The sequence below is a fragment of the Hydrogenophaga sp. A37 genome, from assembly GCF_002001205.1.
In the GTDB taxonomy this organism is placed as follows: Bacteria; Pseudomonadota; Gammaproteobacteria; order Burkholderiales; family Burkholderiaceae_C; genus Hydrogenophaga.
Window position 1 is genome coordinate 1 of sequence record NZ_MUNZ01000147.1, and the last position, 19794, is coordinate 19794.

12 protein-coding genes and 1 riboswitch are annotated in these 19794 nt (G+C 70.0%); of the genes, 5 read left to right on the plus strand and 7 right to left on the minus strand.

From position 1 onward, the window contains the following. Positions 1-222 precede the first annotated feature (222 nt). A complete protein-coding gene (locus B0E41_RS20585; protein WP_077333949.1) occupies positions 223-1263 on the minus strand; it encodes a thiamine ABC transporter substrate-binding protein in 1041 nt (346 codons plus the stop codon). 66 nt (positions 1264-1329) lie between these two features. Beyond that, positions 1330-1438: riboswitch (TPP riboswitch) on the minus strand. Positions 1439-1621: 183 nt separating this feature from the next. On the opposite strand from B0E41_RS20585, the gene B0E41_RS20590 reads away from it, so the two are divergent. Beyond that, positions 1622-2284, plus strand: coding sequence for a methyltransferase domain-containing protein (locus tag B0E41_RS20590; RefSeq protein WP_077333951.1), 663 nt, complete (start codon positions 1622-1624; stop codon positions 2282-2284). An 88-nt stretch (positions 2285-2372) separates the two neighbouring features. Here the strand turns inward: B0E41_RS20590 and B0E41_RS27220 are convergent, their stop codons facing one another. Both B0E41_RS27220 and B0E41_RS20595 read right to left on the minus strand, forming a co-directional pair. Next, a complete protein-coding gene (locus B0E41_RS27220) occupies positions 2373-2543 on the minus strand; it encodes a hypothetical protein (RefSeq protein ID WP_171984835.1) in 171 nt (56 codons plus the stop codon). A 115-nt stretch (positions 2544-2658) separates the two neighbouring features. Beyond that, a complete protein-coding gene (locus tag B0E41_RS20595) occupies positions 2659-3540 on the minus strand; it encodes a transglutaminase family protein (RefSeq protein WP_077333953.1) in 882 nt (293 codons plus the stop codon). 195 nt (positions 3541-3735) lie between these two features. Here B0E41_RS20595 and B0E41_RS20600 point away from each other — a divergent pair, with 195 nt between their 5' ends. The 3 genes from B0E41_RS20600 (at position 3736) to B0E41_RS20610 (ending at position 7767) form a co-directional block, all read left to right on the plus strand. Further along, positions 3736-6315 (plus strand): ABC transporter permease, encoded by a 2580-nt coding sequence (locus tag B0E41_RS20600; RefSeq protein WP_077333955.1) that lies wholly within the window; start codon positions 3736-3738, stop codon positions 6313-6315. Between the two features lie 7 nt (positions 6316-6322). Beyond that, positions 6323-7441, plus strand: a complete 1119-nt coding sequence (locus B0E41_RS20605) for a carotenoid 1,2-hydratase (RefSeq protein ID WP_253195055.1) — start codon at positions 6323-6325, stop codon at positions 7439-7441. Between the two features lie 110 nt (positions 7442-7551). Further along, complete coding sequence (locus B0E41_RS20610) at positions 7552-7767, plus strand: CsbD family protein (RefSeq protein WP_077333959.1); 216 nt, start codon at positions 7552-7554, stop codon at positions 7765-7767. 59 nt (positions 7768-7826) lie between these two features. On the opposite strand, the gene B0E41_RS20615 is transcribed toward B0E41_RS20610, so the two are convergent. Then, positions 7827-8525, minus strand: coding sequence for a Crp/Fnr family transcriptional regulator (locus tag B0E41_RS20615; RefSeq protein WP_077333961.1), 699 nt, complete (start codon positions 8523-8525; stop codon positions 7827-7829). A 254-nt stretch (positions 8526-8779) separates the two neighbouring features. On the opposite strand from B0E41_RS20615, the gene B0E41_RS20620 reads away from it, so the two are divergent. Beyond that, on the plus strand, positions 8780-9922 hold the full coding sequence (locus B0E41_RS20620; protein ID WP_077333963.1) for an OmpA family protein: 1143 nt from the start codon (positions 8780-8782) through the stop codon (positions 9920-9922). A 31-nt stretch (positions 9923-9953) separates the two neighbouring features. On the opposite strand, the gene B0E41_RS20625 is transcribed toward B0E41_RS20620, so the two are convergent. The 3 genes from B0E41_RS20625 to B0E41_RS20635 form a co-directional block, all read right to left on the minus strand. Then, the gene (locus B0E41_RS20625; RefSeq protein ID WP_077333965.1) at positions 9954-10157 is read right to left on the minus strand and encodes a hypothetical protein; all 204 of its coding nucleotides are present in this window, start codon (positions 10155-10157) and stop codon (positions 9954-9956) included. 108 nt (positions 10158-10265) lie between these two features. Continuing rightward, positions 10266-10985 carry a Crp/Fnr family transcriptional regulator gene (locus tag B0E41_RS20630; RefSeq protein WP_077333967.1) on the minus strand — a complete coding sequence of 240 codons (720 nt, stop codon included), beginning with the start codon at positions 10983-10985 and terminating at the stop codon, positions 10266-10268. A gap of 16 nt (positions 10986-11001) precedes the next feature. After that, positions 11002-19767 (minus strand): glucoamylase family protein, encoded by an 8766-nt coding sequence (locus tag B0E41_RS20635; protein ID WP_077333969.1) that lies wholly within the window; start codon positions 19765-19767, stop codon positions 11002-11004. Positions 19768-19794 lie beyond the last annotated feature (27 nt).

Consider the following 19794-nt stretch of genomic DNA (forward strand, 5'->3'; position numbering starts at 1 on the left):
TCGACCAGCAGGCGCCCCACCGGCGCCACCAGCACCAGGGCGAGAAAGCCCAGCGGCAGCGCCGGCAGCAGCCAACGCGATCTCAAGCCATGCATGACCGTGCAGAACCAAGGCGCAGGGCCGAAGCCCCTGCCCCGACCAGGGCACCCGTGGAACCGGCTTCGCCGGGCCACCAGGTGCGTCCCCCCTCCAGGGGGGAAGCCGCGAAGCGGCGCAGGGGGGTCATTTCAATACCACCTTGGTCCAGCGCTGCAGCCAGGCCTTGCCTTTGCTGTTCATGTCGGCGGCGCTGGGGTTGTCAAACGTCGCAGGCTCGCTCGCGTGCGCCTTGATCACGTCGACGCGCGCCGCGCCCGCCTCGGCCGGGAACATCCACATCGTCGTCTGCAACGCCTGCTGGGCCGGCGCCGAGCGCAGGAACTCGACGAACTTGCCCGCGGCTTCTTTCGCTGCAGGGTTGCCGCCCTTGACCAGCGCCACGCCCTCGACCTGGCGGAACACGCCACCCTTGAGGAACAGGTTGGCCGTGGGCGACTCGGTGATCTTCTCTTTGCTGTAGAAGACCTCGGCCGCCGGGCTGCTGGCGTAGCTGACGACGATGGGGCGCGTGCCGCCGTTGCGCGTGAACTCGGTGTAGTAGGCCTCGGTCCAGCCCTTGACCACCTTCACGCCGTTGGCGCGCATCTGGCCCCACCATTTGAAAGCGCCCTCTTCGCCCAGGCCGGCGATGGTGGCGAACACGAAGGCCTGACCCGGGCTGGAGGTGGCCGGGTTCTGAACCACGAGCAGCTTGGCGTAGGCCGGCTTGGCCAGGTCGTCCAGCGAGGCCGGCAGGGCCAGCCCCTTCTTGGCAAACCAGGCCTTGTCGATGTTGAGCGTGACAAAACCGTAGTCCACCGGCACCACACCGCCGTCCAGCGGCACCGCCGCCGCACGCTGGGCCGCCGGGCCACTGTAGGGCTCGATCACGCCGGCCGCCAGCGCGCGCGGCAGCAGCGTGTTGTCGATGCCGAAGACCACGTCGGCAATGGGCTTGGCCTTGGTGAGGATGAGCTTGTTGGTCATCTCGCCGGCGTCACCGGCCTTGACGATCTGCAGCTTCGTGCCAGCCTCTTTCTCGAACTGCGCCAGCAGCTCCTTGGGCAGGTCGAACGAACTGTGCGTGAGCACGCGCAGGGTCGGCTTGCCCTGCGCGTGTGCGAGGGGCGACAACGCCGCGAGGGACAACGAAGCCAGAACCCAAAGAAAAATCCGCCGTTGCATGTGAAACCGCCTTGTCAAAAAACGCCTGCGAGAAGCGTTTGAGAAAGACGGACCACGGCAAAACAGCGGACCGGCTCATCACGCTCCCTACGCTGGCACAACCCAGATCAGGTGAGAGGGGTATTTCTCAGCCGCTGCCCGCATCGCTGCAGGTTGGGCACCCCCGGTGAAGCTGCGGATTGTAGGCCTGCGCACAAGCCCCTGTGTTACCGTGGCCAGCGCCCGCCGCCGCGGCGGGCCACCCGCGAGATCGCCTCCTCGGCCCCGCATGCCCGTGCCCGTGGTGACCCATGGAAACGCTGTGCCCGTTCGATCAGAACCGTTTCACAACGCCCACACACCATGAAGCACACCCTCCATGCCCGGCTACCAGGTCAAGCACCAGACCGTCACCATCGGCGGTCTGCACTACGCCATCCGCTCCCTGCTCGACAAGCAGCAATACGCCGATCCCCAGGGGGCCGCTGAACACGCCGGCATGGGTGCCTCGGGCTGGCCCTTGTTTGGCCAGGTCTGGCCCTCGGCACGCGTGCTGGCGCTGCTCATGCACAGCCACGCGATCGCTGGCAAACGCATCCTGGAAATCGGGGCCGGCCTGGCGCTGGCCAGCCTGGTGATCCACCGGCGCGAGGGCGATGTGACCGTGACCGACTGGCACCCGCTGACCGGGGCGTTTTTGCAGGAGAACCTGCAGGCCAACGGCCTGGGTCCGCTGCCCTGTGAGGCCGGCAACTGGGCACTGGACGACGCCGACGGCGCCAGCGGCCTGGGCCGTTTCGACCTGATCATCGGCAGCGACGTGCTCTACGAGCGCCAGCAGCCCGCGCAGCTCGCGCGCTTCATTGACCAGCACGCCACGCCGGACGTCCAGGTGGTCATCGTGGACCCCGACCGCAGCAACCGCAGCGCCTTCTGCCACGAGATGACGGCGCTGGGTTACGGCTGGACCACGGCACCCGCTGACAGCCCGCTCGAAAACGGCGAGGCCTACAAGGGGCGCTTGCTTCGATTCAAGCGCTGATACGGCGATGGCCCCCTTGGGGTCTGAAAACACAAAAAGGCCCATGAGGGCCTTTTGTGGACCGACCGCGAAGGTCGGTGAGCGGCGATCAGCCGCCCTTGCCGGGGCGCTTGCCGGGGTTCTTCTTGGAGCGGGTGGCGACACCGCGCTCCAGGCTCACGCGCTGGCCACGGCCACCGGTGGGCTGCACCATGCCGGGGATGGGCGTGGGACGGGGGGTGGCTTTGCGGTCGGCTTCGGTGACGATTTTGTTGCCCATGACGGTTCCAGAGAGAAAAGTTGAAAACCCCTTATTAGGCCACAGGCGCGGCCCTGGCCTGGCAGCGGCGGACGGGCGGAGGCTGCCCGCCGAAGCTGCCCGGCCCCGGGGACGGTCAGAAGCCCGTGTGCCAGCCGCTGTCGGTGGAGAGACCTTCGGTGCGGTGCACCGGCATCTGCCAGCCATTCTGCGGGTTCACCTGGGCCGAGATGTCGATGACCGGCGCCTGCGCCTGCACGCCACCAAAGATGGTCGCGAACGAGGCGTCGGCGGCGTCGCGCCCGGTGCCGATGCGCACGAAGCCCATGGGAATGGCGGTGCCGGAGGGATCGAACAGGTACCAGCGGTGGCCGAGGTAGACCTCGACGTAGGCATGGAAGTCGGTCGGGCCCAGGGCCGGGTCGGCCCCGAAGTCGATCGCGGTGGTGAAGCGTGCCGGGATGTTGAGCGCGCGGCACATCGTGATCATCAGGTGGGCGAAATCGCGGCAGACGCCCTTGTGGTCGTTCAGTGTGTCCAGCGCCGAGGTCATGGAGTTGCTGGTGTTGGACTGGAACGTGACCTGGCTCTGCACCCAGTCCTTGATCGCCAGCACGCGGCCATAGCCCTGCGGCATCTGCCCGAACAGCGAGTTGGCCAGTGCGGTGATGCAGTCCGACTGGCAGTAGCGGCTGGGGTAGATGTAGAGCAGCGCGTCGGTGGGCAGCTGGGCCACCGGGGTCTCGAACACGGTGTCGGGCGCGGCGACGTGGTGGCGGATGTCCAGCGTGGCGCGGTAGCGCACCTGCAGCGGGCCCGCGCCGGCGGTCAGGCGCAGGGTGCGGTTGCGCGTGGCGGCGTCGGTGTGCGTGACCAGGGGCACGGGCTGGCTGACCTGCAACTCTTCCCAGACCACGGTCTGCTGCGGCGAGAGCGCCGCCTGGATGTTGAAGATGAAGTCCGCCGAGGGCGGATTGACCGTGTAATTCAGGTCGATGGCGAGGTGGATGCGAACCATGGGGATCACCGTAAAAAAAGGTTGGAGGCTGCGGTGGCAGTGCCGTTGCGCGCGGGTGGGCGGTGAGCTCCAGTCGAACGAACAAGAATCTTAAGCGCTGCGTGCGAGAGCGTCGGTGCGCTGTCGCACGCACCGAACGGCCCGCGCATGCCCCGGCTGGCTCGCCGGACGGACGGATGGGCTTAAGCTCAAACCATGCGTGCGCTCTTGACCACTTTCTCGTTGCAAGAACTGCGCCATCACCCCTGGCGCAACGCCTCTGCGGTGGTCGCGGTGATGCTCGGTGTGGCGCTCGCGCTCGCGGTGCAATTGATCAACGCCTCGGCCCTGGCCGAGTTCGCGGGCGCGGTGAGCGCCGTCAACGGTCAGCCCGACCTGGAGCTGCGCTCGCGCCAGGGTGATCTCGACGACGCACTGCTGGAGCGGGTGAACGCCGCACCGGGCGTGGCCCTGGCCAGCCCGGTGCTGGAGGTGGTCACCTCTATGCGGGGCCCCGGCGAACAACGCGTGGTGGTGCGGCTGGTGGGGGTGGACGCGCTCTCGGTCGCGGGCGTGTCGCCAGCGCTGATGCCGGTGCCCACCCCCGGCGCCGATGCCTCGGGCGAGCGGCGGTTCGACCTGTTTGCGCCCGATGCCGTGTTCCTCAACCCCGCTGCGCGCCAGGCCCTCGCAGCCGGGGGCGCAGCGCCGGAGACGGTGGGCGTGCAAAGCGGGCTGGGGTTTCAGACCCTGCGCATCGCCGGCACGGTCCACGCACCCGGCGGGCCGCTGCTGGTGATGGACGTGGCCGCGGCGCAGCAGCTGATGGGCCGTGTCGGCGCGCTCTCGCGCATCGACCTGCGGCTGCAGGCGGGCAGCACCGCCGAGGCCCTGCTGCAGGCGCTGGCCCTGCCGCCTCATGTGGTCGCGCAGCGGCCCGAGCAGGCCGGCCAGCGCGCGGACAGCCTCTCGCGCGCCTACCGGGTCAACCTCACGGTGCTGGCGCTGGTGGCGCTGTTCACGGGCGGGTTTCTGGTGTTTTCGGTGCTCTCGCTGTCGGTGGCCCGGCGCCAGCAGCAGTTCGCGCTGCTGGGCGTGCTGGGCCTGTCGGCGCCGGAGCGCCTGCGCCTGGTGCTGGCTGAGTCGGCGATCCTGGGCCTGATCGGCAGCGCGCTCGGTGTGGCGCTGGGCGCGGGGCTGGCCGCGCTGGCGCTGCGCGTGCTGGGTGGTGATCTGGGTGGCGGCTATTTCTCGGGGGTGGCGCCCAGCCTGCAGTGGAGCACGGGCGCGGCCCTGCTCTATGGCGCGCTCGGCGTGGTCGCGGCGCTGGTGGGCGGCTGGTGGCCGGCGCGCGCCACCGCGCAGATGGCCCCCGCGCTCGCGCTCAAAGGGCTGGGCGGCGGCGGTGCTTCGCGCCCGAGGCACCACGCGGCGGCGCTCGCCATGGTGCTGCTGGCTGCGGCGCTGGCCTGGGCGCCACCGGTCGCTGGCATCCCGCTGGCGGCGTATGTGTCGGTCGGCCTGCTGCTGGTGGGCGGCATCGCCGCGCTGCCGCTGGCGGTGGGGGCCTTGCTTGACCGGCTGGCACCGTGGGTTCAACGCCGCGCGCTGCCGATGCTGGCGGTGGAGCGCTCGCGCCGGCAACGCGACACAGCCGCCGTGGCCACCAGCGGCGTGGTCGCGAGCTTGGCGCTGTCGGTTGCGCTGACGGTGATGGTGGCGAGCTTTCGCGACTCGGTGACGCTCTGGCTCGACGGCGTGCTGCCCGCGCAGCTCTATGTGCGCAGCGGTGTCGACGGTGTGAGCGACGGGCAGACGCTGCCGCCCGATTTCGTGAACGCCGTGCGGCAACTGCCCGGTGTGCAGCGCGTCGATCCGCTGCGCACCAGCAGCGTGCTGATGGACACCGCCTTGCCGGCCGTCACGGTGCTGGCGCGGCCGCTCGCGATGGCGCCGGGCGCCGACCCGGGCCAGCGGCTGCCGTTGATCGACCCGGCGCTGCCCCTGCCCGCTGGCCATGACCAGGCCGTGGCGGTGTACGTGAGCGAGGCCATGCTCGACCTGCACGGCGCAAAGCCCGGTGGCTGGCTCGACGCGCTGGCCCCAGCCTTCCCCCAGGCGCCCCCCGGCACGCGCTTTTTCGTGGCCGGCGTGTGGCGCGACTACGCGCGCCAACACGGCAGCGTGGTGATGGACCTGGTCGACCACGTGCGCCTCTCGGGCGACCACCGCGTCAACGACCTGGCCCTGCACCTCGCACCCGGCGCCGACGAAGACGCTGTGCGCGAGGGCTTGCGCGCACTCGCGCGGCAGGCCGGCGCGCAGGACCTGATCGAGCTCTTCTCGGCCGGGCAGATCCGCGCCACCTCGCTGCGCATCTTCGACCGCAGCTTCGCCGTCACCTACTGGCTGCAGGCGGTGGCGATTGGCATCGGGTTGTTCGGCGTGGCGGCGAGTTTCAGCGCGCAGGTGCTGGCGCGGCGGCGCGAGTTCGGCCTGCTGGCGCACCTGGGCCTCACGCGCCGTCAGATCCTCGGTGTGGTCGCGCTCGAAGGCCTGGCCTGGACGGTGCTCGGCGCGCTCGCCGGCCTGGCGCTCGGCCTGGGCGTGAGCGTGGTGCTGGTGCATGTGGTCAACCCGCAGAGCTTTCACTGGACCATGGACCTCGCCCTGCCCTGGCTGCGCCTGCTCGCGTTGTGCGCGGCCGTGGTGTTGGCCGGCACGCTCACCGCCTGGCTGGCCGGGCGCGCGGCCGCCAGCCGCGACGCGGTGCAGGCCGTGAAGGAGGACTGGTGATATGCCAATGAACCACAAGCCCCTGAACCTGCCGCGCCGCGCGGTGCTGATCGGCGCCGCCGCGTCCGCCCTGCCCGCCTGGTCGCTCGCCCGCGACACGGTGCCGGTGTTGGCACCCCGGCCGCTGGTCTTTCCGCGCGACCACGGCAGCCACAATGAGACCCGCACCGAGTGGTGGTACCTCACCGGCCAGGCGCGCGACGCAACGGGCCGCGAGTTCGGTTTTCAGGTCACGTTCTTCCGCAGCCGCATCGACGGCACACAGGCGCTGCGAAGCCGGCTGGCGGCGAAGCAGCTGCTGTTTGCCCACGCGGCCATCACCGACGTGCAGGGCGGTCGCCTGTGGCACGAGCAGCGCATGGTCCGCTGGAACGGCGAAGCCCCGGCGCAGCGCGAGCGCGGCGTGTTCGCCAGCACATCGGACACCGACGTGGCCCTGCGCGACTGGCGACTGCGGCGCGGCCCCGACGGCGCCTACACCGCGCAGATCCAGAGCGACACCCTGCGCATCGCGATGCAGGCCGCGCCGGTGCAGCCGCTGCTGCTGCAGGGCGACCAGGGCTTCTCGCGCAAGGGGCCCCACCCCTCGCAGGCCAGCTTCTACGTCAGCCACCCGCAGCTCGCCGTGCGCGGCACGCTGGGCCTGCAAGGCCAGGCCTTCGAGGTGCAGGGCACGGCCTGGCTCGACCACGAATGGAGCGAGGCCCTGATGCACCCCGACGCCGTGGGCTGGGACTGGATCGGCATGAACCTCGAAGGCGGCCACAGCCTCACGGCCTTCCAGCTGCGCCGCCAGGACGGCAGCAAGCTCTGGGCCGGCGGCTCGTTTCGCGCGGGCGGCAGCACCGACGTGTACCGCTTCGTCCCCGGCGAGCTCGACTTCGTGCCGCAGCGCCATTGGACCAGCCCACGCACCGGCGCGCGCTACCCGGTCGAATGGCGCATCCGCACGCCGGCTGACTTCTATACGGTCAAGGCCGTGATCGACCCGCAGGAACTGGATGGCAACCAGAGCACCGGCACGGTGTACTGGGAAGGCCTGACCGACCTGTTCGACAGCAACGGCCAGCGCGTGGGCCGGGGCTATCTGGAGATGACAGGTTACGCAAAACGCCTGGTGCTGTGATCCGGGGTGTGGCCTTGCGGTTTGGGTTCGATGGCGCACAGACCACGACCCCGGTCCGTTCCATCATGAGCTCTGGTGAAGACTCTTCTCACCGCAACCAAAGGACTCACATGAACTGGGACACCATTCAAGGCAACTGGAAACAACTCACCGGACAGGTCAAGTCGCAATGGGGCAAGCTGACGGACGACGACCTGACCGTGGTCGCCGGCCACCGCGACAAGCTCGCCGGCAAGCTCCAAGAGCGTTACGGCATCGCGAAAGACGAGGCCGAAAAGCAGCTCAAGGACTGGGAATCCAAGGCCGACGACGCCTGGCTGAAGTAAGCGGTTGCGCCTGCGGTTGAGCACCGACCGCAGGCGCCCGCCACCACCCGCCGTCGCCGCTACCGAAGGCCCGTCAACTGGGCGTGGTTCAGCTTGTCGACGGCGTAACAACTGCAGGCCTTCGTCTCCAGCGCCGTGCGGTCGAGCACCTTCAGTTCACCGCGGTGGTACCGGATGATGCCGCTCTGCTGAAGCGCACCTGCGGCCATGGTCACACCCACACGGCGCACACCGAGCATCAGCGCCATGAATTCATGGGTCACGTGAAAGGTGTCGGTCAGGGCCCGGTCCTGGCTCATCAACAGCCAACGCGCCAGGCGCTGACCGATCATGTGAAAGCGCTCACAGGCGGAGGCCCGCGACTGCTGATGCAGCCTCACCAGCAGGCTGGTCTGTATCACCTCGCGCAGTGCGGGGTTCCTGTCGATCTGATCGCGCAGCACCTGCGCGCCGATGCGCAGGCTGCTGCCCTGGCCCTGCACCAGCGCCCGCCAGGGTGTGGGCGCCATGCCCAGCAGCAACTCCGAACCGATCATCGACTCCCACCCCGCCATGCCCACCTCCAGCCCGGGCGAGCTGTCCACCTCGACGACCAGTGACACAAACCCCGTCAGCGGGAAATAGGCATGGCTCAGCGGCTGGCCGCGCACGCTGAGCTCCGAAGACAACATCAACTCGAAAGGTTCGCACAGGGCCAGAAAGCGCGCGCGTTCCGCCGGGGGCAGGCGCTGGATCAACAGGTTTTGGGCATGTGCCATGGAGAGTGGGAGTTCAGGGTTCGTTCAGCGGCACCCAAAGGGGCAGCGTCTGAAATGCATGCCGCACGGTCGTGCCAACACAGCTCAAAAACAGTCTGGGGCACACCGCTCGCCCTCACCGTCTGCCAGCGCACAAAACCACACCCTGTTGCGATTCCACCCATGTTCGACAACGCACGGACGTGTTTTGACTGGACTTTTACAAACGGACCACGCACTCCGCGCAACGCGTCCAACCACGCAAGAAAGCCCCCATGAAAAACCGCCCTCCCTTCCGTCTTCTTGCGCTCGCCGGCCTCGGCGCCCTGCTCGCCGCACCCGCGTTCGCCCAGGACACCAGCCACTTCTATGGTGGCGTCGGCGCCGGCATCGCGCGTTCGGCCAACGAGACCGCCCGCACCACCGGCGTGCTGCTGCCCGGGGTGGACACCCTCTCCAGCTCCAGCGACCGCAACGACAACGCCTTCAAGGTGTTTGGCGGCTACCAGATCAACCGCAACATCGCCCTTGAAGCCGGCTACTACAGCCTGGGCAAGAGCCGGTTCACGACCCAGACCTCACCCGCCGGCTCGCTGTCGAGCGCCACCAAGGTGCGTGGCCTGAACTTCGATGTGGTGGGCACGCTGCCCTTCACCCAGCGTTTCGCCGGCCTGGCCCGCGTGGGTGCGCACCACGCCTTTTCCAAGGAAGACTACAGCGGCACCGGCGCCAATGCGGGCGTCGCCGCGAGCACCAAGCACAACAACACCAACTACAAGGTGGGCGTGGGCTTGCAGTACGAACTCACCCCGGCCATGTGGATCCGCGGCGAGGTGGAGCGCTACCGTGTGAAAGACTCGACCGGTCGCCGCAACAACATCGACATGACCTCGGTGAGCCTGGTGTTCCCGTTCGGCCGTGCCGCACCGCGCGTGGTCGCCGCCGCACCGGCACCGGTCTATGTGGCGCCCGCACCGGCGCCCGTGGTGATCGCCCCGGCGCCCGCACCCGCACCGGTGGTGATGGCCCCCGCGCCACAGCGCGTGAGCTTCTCGGCCGACACCCTGTTCGGCTTTGACAAGGACACCGTGCGCCCCGAAGGCATGGCCGCGCTCGACACCTTCAGCAAAGAACTGCAGGGCACCAGCTACCAGTCGATCACGGTCGAAGGTCACACCGACCGCATGGGCTCGACGGACTACAACCAGGCCCTGTCGAACGACCGCGCGTCGTCGGTCAAGGACTACCTCGTGAGCCGCGGCAAGCTCGACCCGTCCAAGATCAGCGCCGTCGGCAAGGGTGAAGGCTCACCAGTGACCCAGGCCGGTGACTGCCCCGACAAGCAGTCCCGCGCCAGCCTGATCACCTGCCTGCAGCCCGACCGCCGTGTGGAAGTGGAAGTCAGCGGCACACGCTGAGCGTCGGCACCCGCCAGACGCACCTGCACCATCAGGTCGGTCTGGCGTTCCGTGCAAGGTCTTCGGCGGGCACCAGGTGCAGGGTCACGCGCGTGATCGGGTCGGTGGGCAGCGGCTCGGTGTGGATCGGCCCGGGCATCTGGCCTGCGGGCGGGGCGCCCTCGCTGGTCATGGCGTCTTCCTGCTGTTCCTGCGAGAGCGGCTGGGGGGTGGCTCGGTTGGCAACGGTGATCATGTTTCCGGCATGGGTTCATGGGTCGCGCACCATGCGCCACCTCATGAAACTTTGTAGCCGTCGACACCCGTTGAAGTCTGTGCGTCAGCGAACATTTGGACACGGGCCTTACACCGCGAGGTGGTTCGGCAGCAGCCTGTCGTACTCTTTTTTGACTACGGCATAACACTCGCACACGCGGGCTTCGAGACCGTCGCGGTCGAGCACGGTGATGTGGCCGCGTGCGTACTTGATGAGGTCGAGCTTCTGCAGCTTGAGCGCCGCTTCGGTGACACCCTCGCGCCGCACACCCAGCATGTTGGCGATCAGCTCCTGCGTCATCACCAGCTCGTTGCCGCTCAGCCGGTCCAGGCTCAGCAGCAGCCAGCGGCAGAGCTGCTGGTCCAGCGAATGGTGGCGGTTGCACACCGCCGTCTGCGCCATCTGGGTGATGAGCGCCTGGGTGTAACGCAGCAGCAGGTGCAGCACCGGGCCGGAGCGGTTGAATTCTTCCTTGATATCGGCCGCGCGCAGCCGGTACCCGTGGCCCGCGCTCTGCACCACGGCGCGGCTGGGGGTGGTTTCGCCGCCCATGAAGAGCGCGATACCGACCAGGCCCTCGTTGCCCACCACGGCGATCTCGGCCGAGGCACCGTTTTCCAGCACGTAGAGCAGCGAGACGATGGCGTTGATGGGGAAATACACGTGACCCATCTTGCTGCCCGACTCGTACAGCACCAGGCCCAGCGGCAGGTCCACCGCTTCCAGCAAAGGCGCAATGCGCTGCCATTCGGCCTCGGGCATGGAGGCCAGCAATTGGTTGCTGGCTTGGTCGGGTGGGATTCTCATGGGAGGGGAACTCGCGTTATGGGCACGGCTGCCCCAGAGGCCGAAGGTGTGACTGGTTCGAGTGTGCGAGTCGCAGTGTGCACCGTATGTTCGCTGGCGTACATAAAGATCGCGCGGGGTTCGGACGTGGTTTGTTCGACACTGCACAGATGCCGCAGTCTGCACCACAACGGCTGATCCTCGTTCGTGGCACCTCGCGGCCAAGGCGTGTGCGCTCAGGCCGTAGCGCTTGAGCGCACACGCCTTGTAAACCACGTGTAGACACGCAACCGGTGGAATAACCAAACGCTTCATGCTGCGGCAACCCGCCCCAGCGCAGGCGCTCGGCCACGGGCAGCAACTGGGCGTGGGGTTCGGTGCAGGCGGCCAGCGCTGCCAGCGGATCACCACGCACCAGCACGAAGCGCATCGAGCGCTCCCCGCGCGTCAAGGTGATCTCGGCGCGCGGCCAGTGCGCCGGCAGGCAGGGCGTGAACCACAGTTCCTCGGCATCCAGGTGCAGCCCGAGGATGGACCCCAGCGCCGCGCGGTGCAGCCAGCCCGCCGCCCCGGTGTACCAGCTCCAGCCGCCGCGCCCGGCGTAGGGCGGCGCGCTGTACACGTCGGCCGATATCACGTAGGGCTCCACGCCATAGGCCGTGCCCCACTGCGGGTTCGCCGCGCGGTGCGCCGGGCTCAGGTAGGTGAAGTAGCGGTAGGGCGTGTCGCGCTGTGGGGTGGGGCCCGGCTCCCGCAGCGCCACCTGGGCCGCGGCCATCAGCGCCCAGACGCCGGCGTGGGCGTACTGCCCGCCGTTTTCGCGCACCCCCGGCGGGTAGCCCTGGATGTAGCCCGCGCTGGGGCTGGCGTGTTGCAGCGGCGGGTCCAGCAGACGGATCAGGCCGCGCTCGGTGTCCACCAGGTGGGTCTCCACCGCGGCCATGGCCTGGCGCTGGCGCTCGGGCGGGGTCTGCTCGCTCAACACGCTCCAGGCCTGCGCGATCAGGTCGATGCGGGCCTCGGGCTGGCCGTCCGAGCCCAGCGGGCTGCCGTCGTCGAAGAAGGCGCGCTTGAACCAGGCGCCGTCCCAGGCCTCGGTGTTCAACGCCAGGCGCCAGCCCATGAGAGCCGCCTCCCAGCGCTGCGCCCGCTCCAGCTCGCCACGCGCGCGCGCCAGCGGCAGCCAGTCGGTGACGATGCTGCAAAGGAACCAGGCCAGCCAGACCGATTCGCCCCGCCCTTCAATGCCGACACGGTTCATGCCGTCGTTCCAGTCGCCGCCGCCCATGAGCGGCAGGCCGTGGGCGCCCACCGGCAGGCTGCGGTCGATGGCGCGCGCGCCGTGTTCGTACACGCTGGCCTGCAGGGGGCTGATGGCGGGCGTGTCGTAGCGGTCCTCCGCGCCCTGGTCCACCGGCGGGCCTTCGAGAAAGGGCACAGTCTGGTCCAGCAGCGCAAGGTCGCCGGTGGCCTGCAGGTAGTGGGCGGTGGCGTGGGGCAGCCAGAGCAGGTCGTCTGAAAAGTGCGTGCGCACGCCCGCGCCCCCGGGCGAGTGCCACCAGTGCTGCACGTCGCCTTCCTCAAACTGGCGCGAGGCACACAACACGATCTGATCGCGCAACACCGCGGGCTGCGCCCACACCAGCGCCATCGCGTCCTGCAACTGGTCGCGGTAGCCGGTGGCACCACCCGCCTGGTAGAAGCCGGCCTTGGCCCACAGGCGGGACGACACGGTCTGGTACAGCAGCCAGCGGTTGACCATGGCGTCGAGCAAGGGGTCGGGCGTCTTCACCTGGGTGGCACCGAGCAGGCCATCCCAGCGCGCCTGGGTGGCCTGCTCGCGCTCGAGGGCCTTGGTCTCGCGGGCATGGCGCATCAGGTTGCGCGCGGCGTCGGCGTCGGGTGCGTAACCCAGCAGAAACACCTGCTCCAGCGTGGCACCGGCGCGCAGCGTGAGCGGCCGCGACAGCGCGGCACACGGGTCGAGCCCCAGCCCGCCCTGCTGCCCGAGGCGCTGCGGCAGCACCAGCTGGCCCTCTGCCCCGAAGAAGGCCCGGCGGTCGCAGGTCCAGTCCATGCCCTCTGGGTCGTCCACCCCTTCGGGCGACTCGCAGAAAAACGCGGTGCCGCCGCCGAAGCCGCCCGCGTCTTCGGTCTGCGTGCAGAGCAGGCCGATCAGGCCCGTGCCCGGCGGGCTCACGAAATACGGCTTGCAGAGCAGCGTGGCGCGGTCGCTGCGCTTCTCGCCCATCATCCACTCCACGAAACCCACGACGCGCAGGTGCGCCTTGCCCGCGCCCTGGTTTTCCAGCCGGATGCGCACCTGTTTGACCGAGGTGTCGGCATCGGTGCACCAGCTCACCGACACCGCCAGGTCGCCCTTGTGGTGGCTGATGGTGGTGAGCCCCTGGGCGTGCACCACCTGGTAGCGCGTGGCGTCGGCGCCCCAGGCCGAGGGCGTGAGGCTCCAGATCTCGCGGGTGCGGCGGTCCTGCAGCAGGAACCACTCGGACGGCGGGTCCGCCACCGGGTCGTTGGCCCAGGCGGTGAGCTGGTTCAGGCGGCTGTTGAGCGCCCAGGTGTTGCCCCCGCCGCTCTCGGACACGATCGCGCCGAAACCGGGGTTGGCCAGCACGTTGGTCCAGGGCCGCGCCGGTGCCAGTCCGCCGCCGACACCAAAAACAAAGTCGCTGCGCGCACCGTTGAACCGGCCCGACGACGGCACGGAAACCGTCTCGCCCAGGCGCAACGGCACCGGCTCGGGCGCCACGCTCAGGCCGCTCCACAAACGCGGCACCGGCGACTCGAGGCGGTCGCACCAGGCGCGCACCTGGTGCGACAAGGCCTGGCCGTCGGCCTGCAGCTGCACGCGCGCCAGGCTCTGCAGGGTGGCCATCTGCTCGGGCGAGAGCTCGTCGAAGCGCAGCAGGTGCAGGCCGCTCACGGTCGGGCCGGGGCGGGCCTGCTGGTCGGCGGCGTGCTGCTCACTCAGCAAGGTGAGCTCGCGCTGCAACGGCATCTGGTACGAGTGCGGTTCGCGGCTGACCACCACCACATCGCAGGCCACGCCCCCACGCGACCACTCGCGCAACACCAGCGCGAGCACGCGCAGCAAGCCCTGGCCCTGTGGCGCCGAGGCGTGCACCAGCAGCAGCGGGCGGTCGCCCGAGATGCCGAGCTGCCACAGCTTGCGCCGGTCGCTGCGCGGCGCGGGCGGGGCGGCGCTCGCGCCGGTGGCGGGGGCGTCGGCCTTGGGCAAGGTGAGCACCATCGCGGTGGTCAACGCGTGCAGCGCGGGCAGGTGGTCGGTGCGCGGGCGGTGCGCCATCGTCGGGATGCCGGCGAGCGTGGCCGAGACCACCGAGGAGCGCTCCACATAACTGGGCTGGCGGTACTTGTCGACCACCGCGAGCAAGGTGGTGGCGTCGTCGCTGGCGGCGGTCCCGAAGGTCACGCAAGCGTGCGCGCCAGGCGCGATCCGCAGCCGCACACCGAGCGCGGCCACCGGGTCCAGCCCGGTGTGAAGCTCGGTGGGCCGCAGCGGCACCGGGTCCATGCGGGCCAGCGGCTGGCCCGGCGTGTGCAAGCGGCCGAGCCACTTGGCGCGGTCGGTCTGGCAGCGCAGGCCCAGCACCTCGCCCTCGACGCTGGCCACAAAATGCGCGGCCTGCAGCGTGCGCTCGGTGTGCAGGCGGGGCGTGCGCACACAGCGCAGCGCCTGCTGCTCGGGCAGCCAGTCGGTCTTCACGAACAGGTTGGAGAACGCGGGGTGGGCCTCGTCGGCCGCGTGGCTGGCAAGCGTCAGCTCCAGCGCCGAGATCAGCTCGATCTCGATGGGCTCGCTGCTGCGGTTGAGCAGCACCACCTTGCGCAGCTCGATGTCGTCTTCCGGGCTGACCCAGACGGTGGTGTTCACGCGCAGCTCGAGCCAGCTGGTGTCGAAGCACACGCGGTCGGTGTGGAAGCGGCACTGGTAGCTGGCGTTGGGGTCGGGCGCGGGGTGCCGCGTGACCGACACCGGCGCACCACGGCCCCCCATGCGCAGGTACAGGAACGAGCCGCAGGCGTCGCGCAGGGCGTCGTCGCGCCAGCGGGTGATGCCGGTCTGGCCCCAACGGCTCCAGCCCGCGCCGTTGGAGCGCAGGGTGACGCTGTAGCGGCCGTTGGACAGCAGGTGCGTGGGCTCCAGCGCCTGGGCGCCGGGGTGCACGGTGCGCACATGGTCGGGCGCGCGGCGCGCCAGGCCCTGCGGGGGCAGGCGCGCCGGCGGCAGTGGTGCGGGCAGCTCGCGCGGGGGGCGCTCGTGGAGCAGCGAAGACATGGCTTCGATGCGCGGGTGCGCCATGCCCCAGCGCTGCGCCACGCCACCGCACAGCACATTGGCCAGTGCCACGATGCTCATGCCCTGGTGGTGCGCCATGAAGGTGTTGACCGGGGTGAAAGCTTCGCCCTGGGTCTGCCGCGACGCCGTGAAATCGAGCGCTTCGATGAAGCCGTAGCGCCCGCGCGCCGACAGCTTGCTCAGTTCACGCAGGTTGCGGCAGGCGAGGCCGGCGTCCACCTGGGTGGCCAGCGCGGTGGCGTAGGGCGCGATCACGCGCTCGGCCTCTGGGGTGCGGCGCAGCGACAGCCGGGGCACGCCCTGCGGCGCGTACTGGTAGGCCAGGGTGTGGTCCTGCCCGGCGTAGGCGCACTCGGAGATGCCCCAGGGCATGACGGTGCCGCGCACGAACGCAATGTGTTCCTGCAGCGCCGACACACCGGCCTCGTGCAGCGTGCTGTCGCGCGGCTGCGCCATCACCAGCGCGGGCATCAGGTACTCGAACATCGAGCCCGACCACGAGCGCAGCACCGCGCGCCGCCCGCTGGCGAAGAAGGGCCGACCGAGCGCCGCCCAGTGGCGCACCGGGAGGTCGCCCTTGGCAATCGCCAGCAGGCTGGTGGTGCGTGATTCGGAGGCCAGCAGGTCGTAGAAGCTGGTGTCGAGCTGCCCCTCTTCGAGCCGGTAGCCGATGTGCAGCAGGTGGCGCGTGGGGTGGTAGAGGAAACGGAACTCGGCCTCCCAGGCCATGGCCTCCAGTTGCCCGGCCAGGGCCAGCAGGCGCCCGCTGGCGCGTTCGCAGCTCCCGGCACCGTGGGCGGCCACATCGAGCTCGGCCGAACCCAGCATGGCCAGGTGGTCGGCGAGCAGCCAGCGCAGCTCGTCCTGTGGCGTGGTGGCGTGGCTGACGATGGCCGGGTTGCGCGGCTGCAGCAGGCCACCCAGCTCAGCCTGGGCTTCGAGCCAGAGGGTGTGGAAGGCGGCGCACGCGACCGCTTCGTGGGACGCGGGCTGCGCGGTGTCGAGCAGGCGGCCGATGGCGGTGTGCTGCAGCGGCTGGTGCAACACGGCTTGCAGCAAGGGCAGGTGGGGCTGCAGCCGCTGGCGCGAACGCGCGATGGCTTGCAGGCCCTGGGTCGTGTCGTGGGGATCGCGCGCGAGCTCGGTGCAGGCCTGCGCCACCGCGAGCAGGTGGGCGCAGAGGTTGCCGCTGTCCACCGTGGACACATACCGCGGCAACAGGGGGTGCAGGGTTTCGGTGTCGTACCAGTTCAGGAAGTGGCCCCGGTGCCGCTCCATGCGCTGCAAGGTGGCGAAGGTCGCCTCCAGGCGGGCCAGCAGGTCCTGCGTGCCGATCCAGCCGAACCGCCGCGCGCAGGCGGTGCTCAGCAGGTACAGGCCGATGTTGGTGGGCGAGGTGCGGTGCGCCACGATCTCGTAGGGCGCGGCCTGCAGGTTGTCGGGCGGCAGGTGGTGGTTCTGCGCGTCCACGCAGCGCTCGAACAGGCGCCAGGTGTCGCGCGCCACACCGTCGAGCAGCTCGCGGTCGGCGGTCTTGAGTGCCGGTCGCTGGCTGGGCCACGGCGTGTTGGCCCGCCACACCAGCAGCGGCGCCAGCGCCCACAACACGAGCACCAGCACCGCCAGCGCGCTGGGTGGCGGTGTGAACAGCCACCAGGCGCTCAGCCACAGGCCCACCAGCCACAGCAACACGGCGAGCGGCTCGGCGCGGTGTCGCCGCAGCGTGGCCGGCAGGCCCGTGCTCAGGCCCGTCTCCGCGGCCTCGGCGGTGGTCCATTCGAGCAGGTGACGCCGGCTCACGGCGAGCCGGTGCAGCGTGCGCAGCACGGCGTCGAGCGACATGTGCGCCTGCTGTTGCAGCAGGGCGAGGTGCCAGAGCCCGCCGCCCAGCGCACGCAGCATGTCCACCGCGGCCGTCACCACGAACCGTTCGTTCACCCGGCTCCACTGGCCGGGCACCCAGCCCGCGAGCGCGCCCATCAGCGGGCCGGCGCTGTAGGCGGCCACCGTGAGCGCCAGCGCCGCGGGCAGGGACAGGCCCACGCCCAGCATCGCCAGGCCGATGAGCAGCAGCAAGGCCGGCGCCACCAGCGAGCGGCGCAGGTTGTCCAGCAGCTTCCAGCGGTTGATGGCGTCGAGCGGCCAGTCCCGCGGGCGCAGCAGGAAAGGCAGCAGTTGCCAGTCGCCCCGCGCCCAGCGGTGGCTGCGCGCGGCGGCGGCGTCGGCGTGGCTGGGGTCGGGTTCGATCAGGGTCACGTCGGTCACCACGGCGCAGCGCACCAAAGCGCCTTCGAGCAGGTCGTGGCTGAGCACCTGCTCGGTCGGCAGGCGGCCGGTCAACACGGCGTGCAGCGTGGGCACGTGCAGCAGGCCCTTGCCGGTGAAGCTGCCTTCACCAAACAGGTCCTGGTACACGTCAGAACTCATGGCGCTGTAGGGGTCGATGCCGGCCTGGCCATCAAACAGCCATTGCCAGGCGGTGCGAACGCCCTCCTCCGCCAGCGGCGTCACCACACGCGGTTGCAGGATGCCGTAGCCCTGCAGCACGCGGCGGCCGGTCTCGTCCAGCCGGGGCTGGTTGTGCGGGTGCTCGGCCACGCCCACCAGTGTGCGCAGGCGGCCCGGCGGCAGCTGCGTGTCGCTGTCGAGCGTGAAGATGTAGCGCGTGTGCGGCGCCATGCGCGAGAGCTCGCCGAGGTCGAAGAACGGCCCGGTGGTGCCGGTGGCGAGCGCGGCCACCAGTTGCTCCAGCTTGCCGCGTTTGCGCTCCCAGCCCAGCCATTGGCGCTGCGTGGTGCTCTGAACGCGGCCCCGATGCAGCAGCAGGAAACGCGGCGGCTGCCCCTCGGCTTCGGGATAGCGCGCGTTGAGCGCGGCCAGCTCGGCTTTCGCGTGCTCGACCAGTTCGTCGTCACCCGGTTGGTGTTCGGTGTCGGCATCGGCCCAGTCGCTCAGCAAGGCAAATTGCGCGTGGGCCTCGACGTTGGCCAGGTGGTGCAGCTGCAGGCGGTGCACCAGCTGCGAGATGCCCTCGCGGTGGGTCAGCATCGCCGGCACCACCACCATGACGCGGGCCTCAGGCGGTATGCCCCCGGCCAGCAGCAGGCGCGGCAGGTGCGAGGGTTTGACCGATTCGCTGATCAGCCGGTTGATCACCGCCACCACGGTCTCGGACGCGGGCAGCAGCATGAGCAGCCCCACCACCAAGGTGCCGAGCTGCGCGGGCCAGCCCGCCGACAGCCAGCCCGGCTGGTGCAGCAGCGCCGCCACGAGCAGCAGCGTGCCCAGCAGCAGCGCGCCGAGGTAGGCAGGTGTGCGCGAGACCTTGAGGGTCGAGCGCCACAGGCTGGCCGCTCCGGGCTTCAGGCCCAGCGTCTGCTCCAGCGCCGCCCGCCCTTCGCCCTGCAGCCAGTGCGACGCGAGCGCGGTCTCGGCGCGTTGCCCCATCAGGCGCAGCAGCACCTGCGCCACCGCGGCTTCGCCGTGGCCGCTGTGGGCCGCCAGCCGCTCGATGCTGTGCAGCGTGGTGTTGCGGGTGTCCTCGTCTTCGGCCTCGAACACGGGCGAGCCCAGCATCACGCGCACGACCCGGCTGGTGCGGGCGACCATGCCGGCCCAGTCGGCCGCGCCGATCAGGCGCAGCGCGGTCACGGCATTGCCCACGCTCAGGTGGTCGGCGGCCTGGGCCGCGTGCTGCTGGGTCTGCAGCGCCGCGAGATCGGGAACCGCCTGCTGCAACCACTCGCGCACCTGCGCCAGCGGCGGGTCGTCCGCAACCCGCACATGGCCCACCAGGCTTTGCGCCAAGTGCGAGAGAAACACCTGCCCCACGCCGCGACGGTCCATCAACGCCTGCATCTCCATCACGGCAGGCAGGCTCAGGGTGTGAATGCGGCCGGCGCACAGGCTGGCGAGTTCGCGCGCGGCCTTGTGGCTGGCGATGCGGTCGGCCAGGCGGCGCAGGTTCTCCACCAGCACCACGCGCAAGGTCGTGGGCAGGGCCCAGAGCTCACCCTGGTTGAGTTCGCGAACGTCCTGGTAGGCGTCGAGAAAATGCACCAGCAGGTTGGCGTCAAAAGCGCTGTCGGTGTGGGCGACGAAGGCCCAGGCCACGCCATAGATGCGCGGCAGCCCCTGCAACGGGGCGTCCTGCAGCACCGGCAGGGAACGGTAATAGCGTGGTGGCAGCCCTTCGCGGATCTCGCGCAACTGCGCTTCGATCAGGTGGAAGTTGTCGAGCAGCCACTCGGCCGCGGGACTGATGTCGTTGCCGCTGATCGCTTCCAGCGAGATGAACTGGTGCGCCGCGCGCAGGGTGCGCACATTGTTCTGCAGGCGTGGGTAGAACGTGGCCTGGCCAAAGCGCGCGGGGCCCGCGCGGTGGGTGGCGCCGAGGCTGCGACCATGCTGCTCGAACCGCGCCACACCGAACAGCTCGGCGCGGATCGGATCGAGCGCCATGCCGCGCCCGGGGTCGAGTGTGCGTTC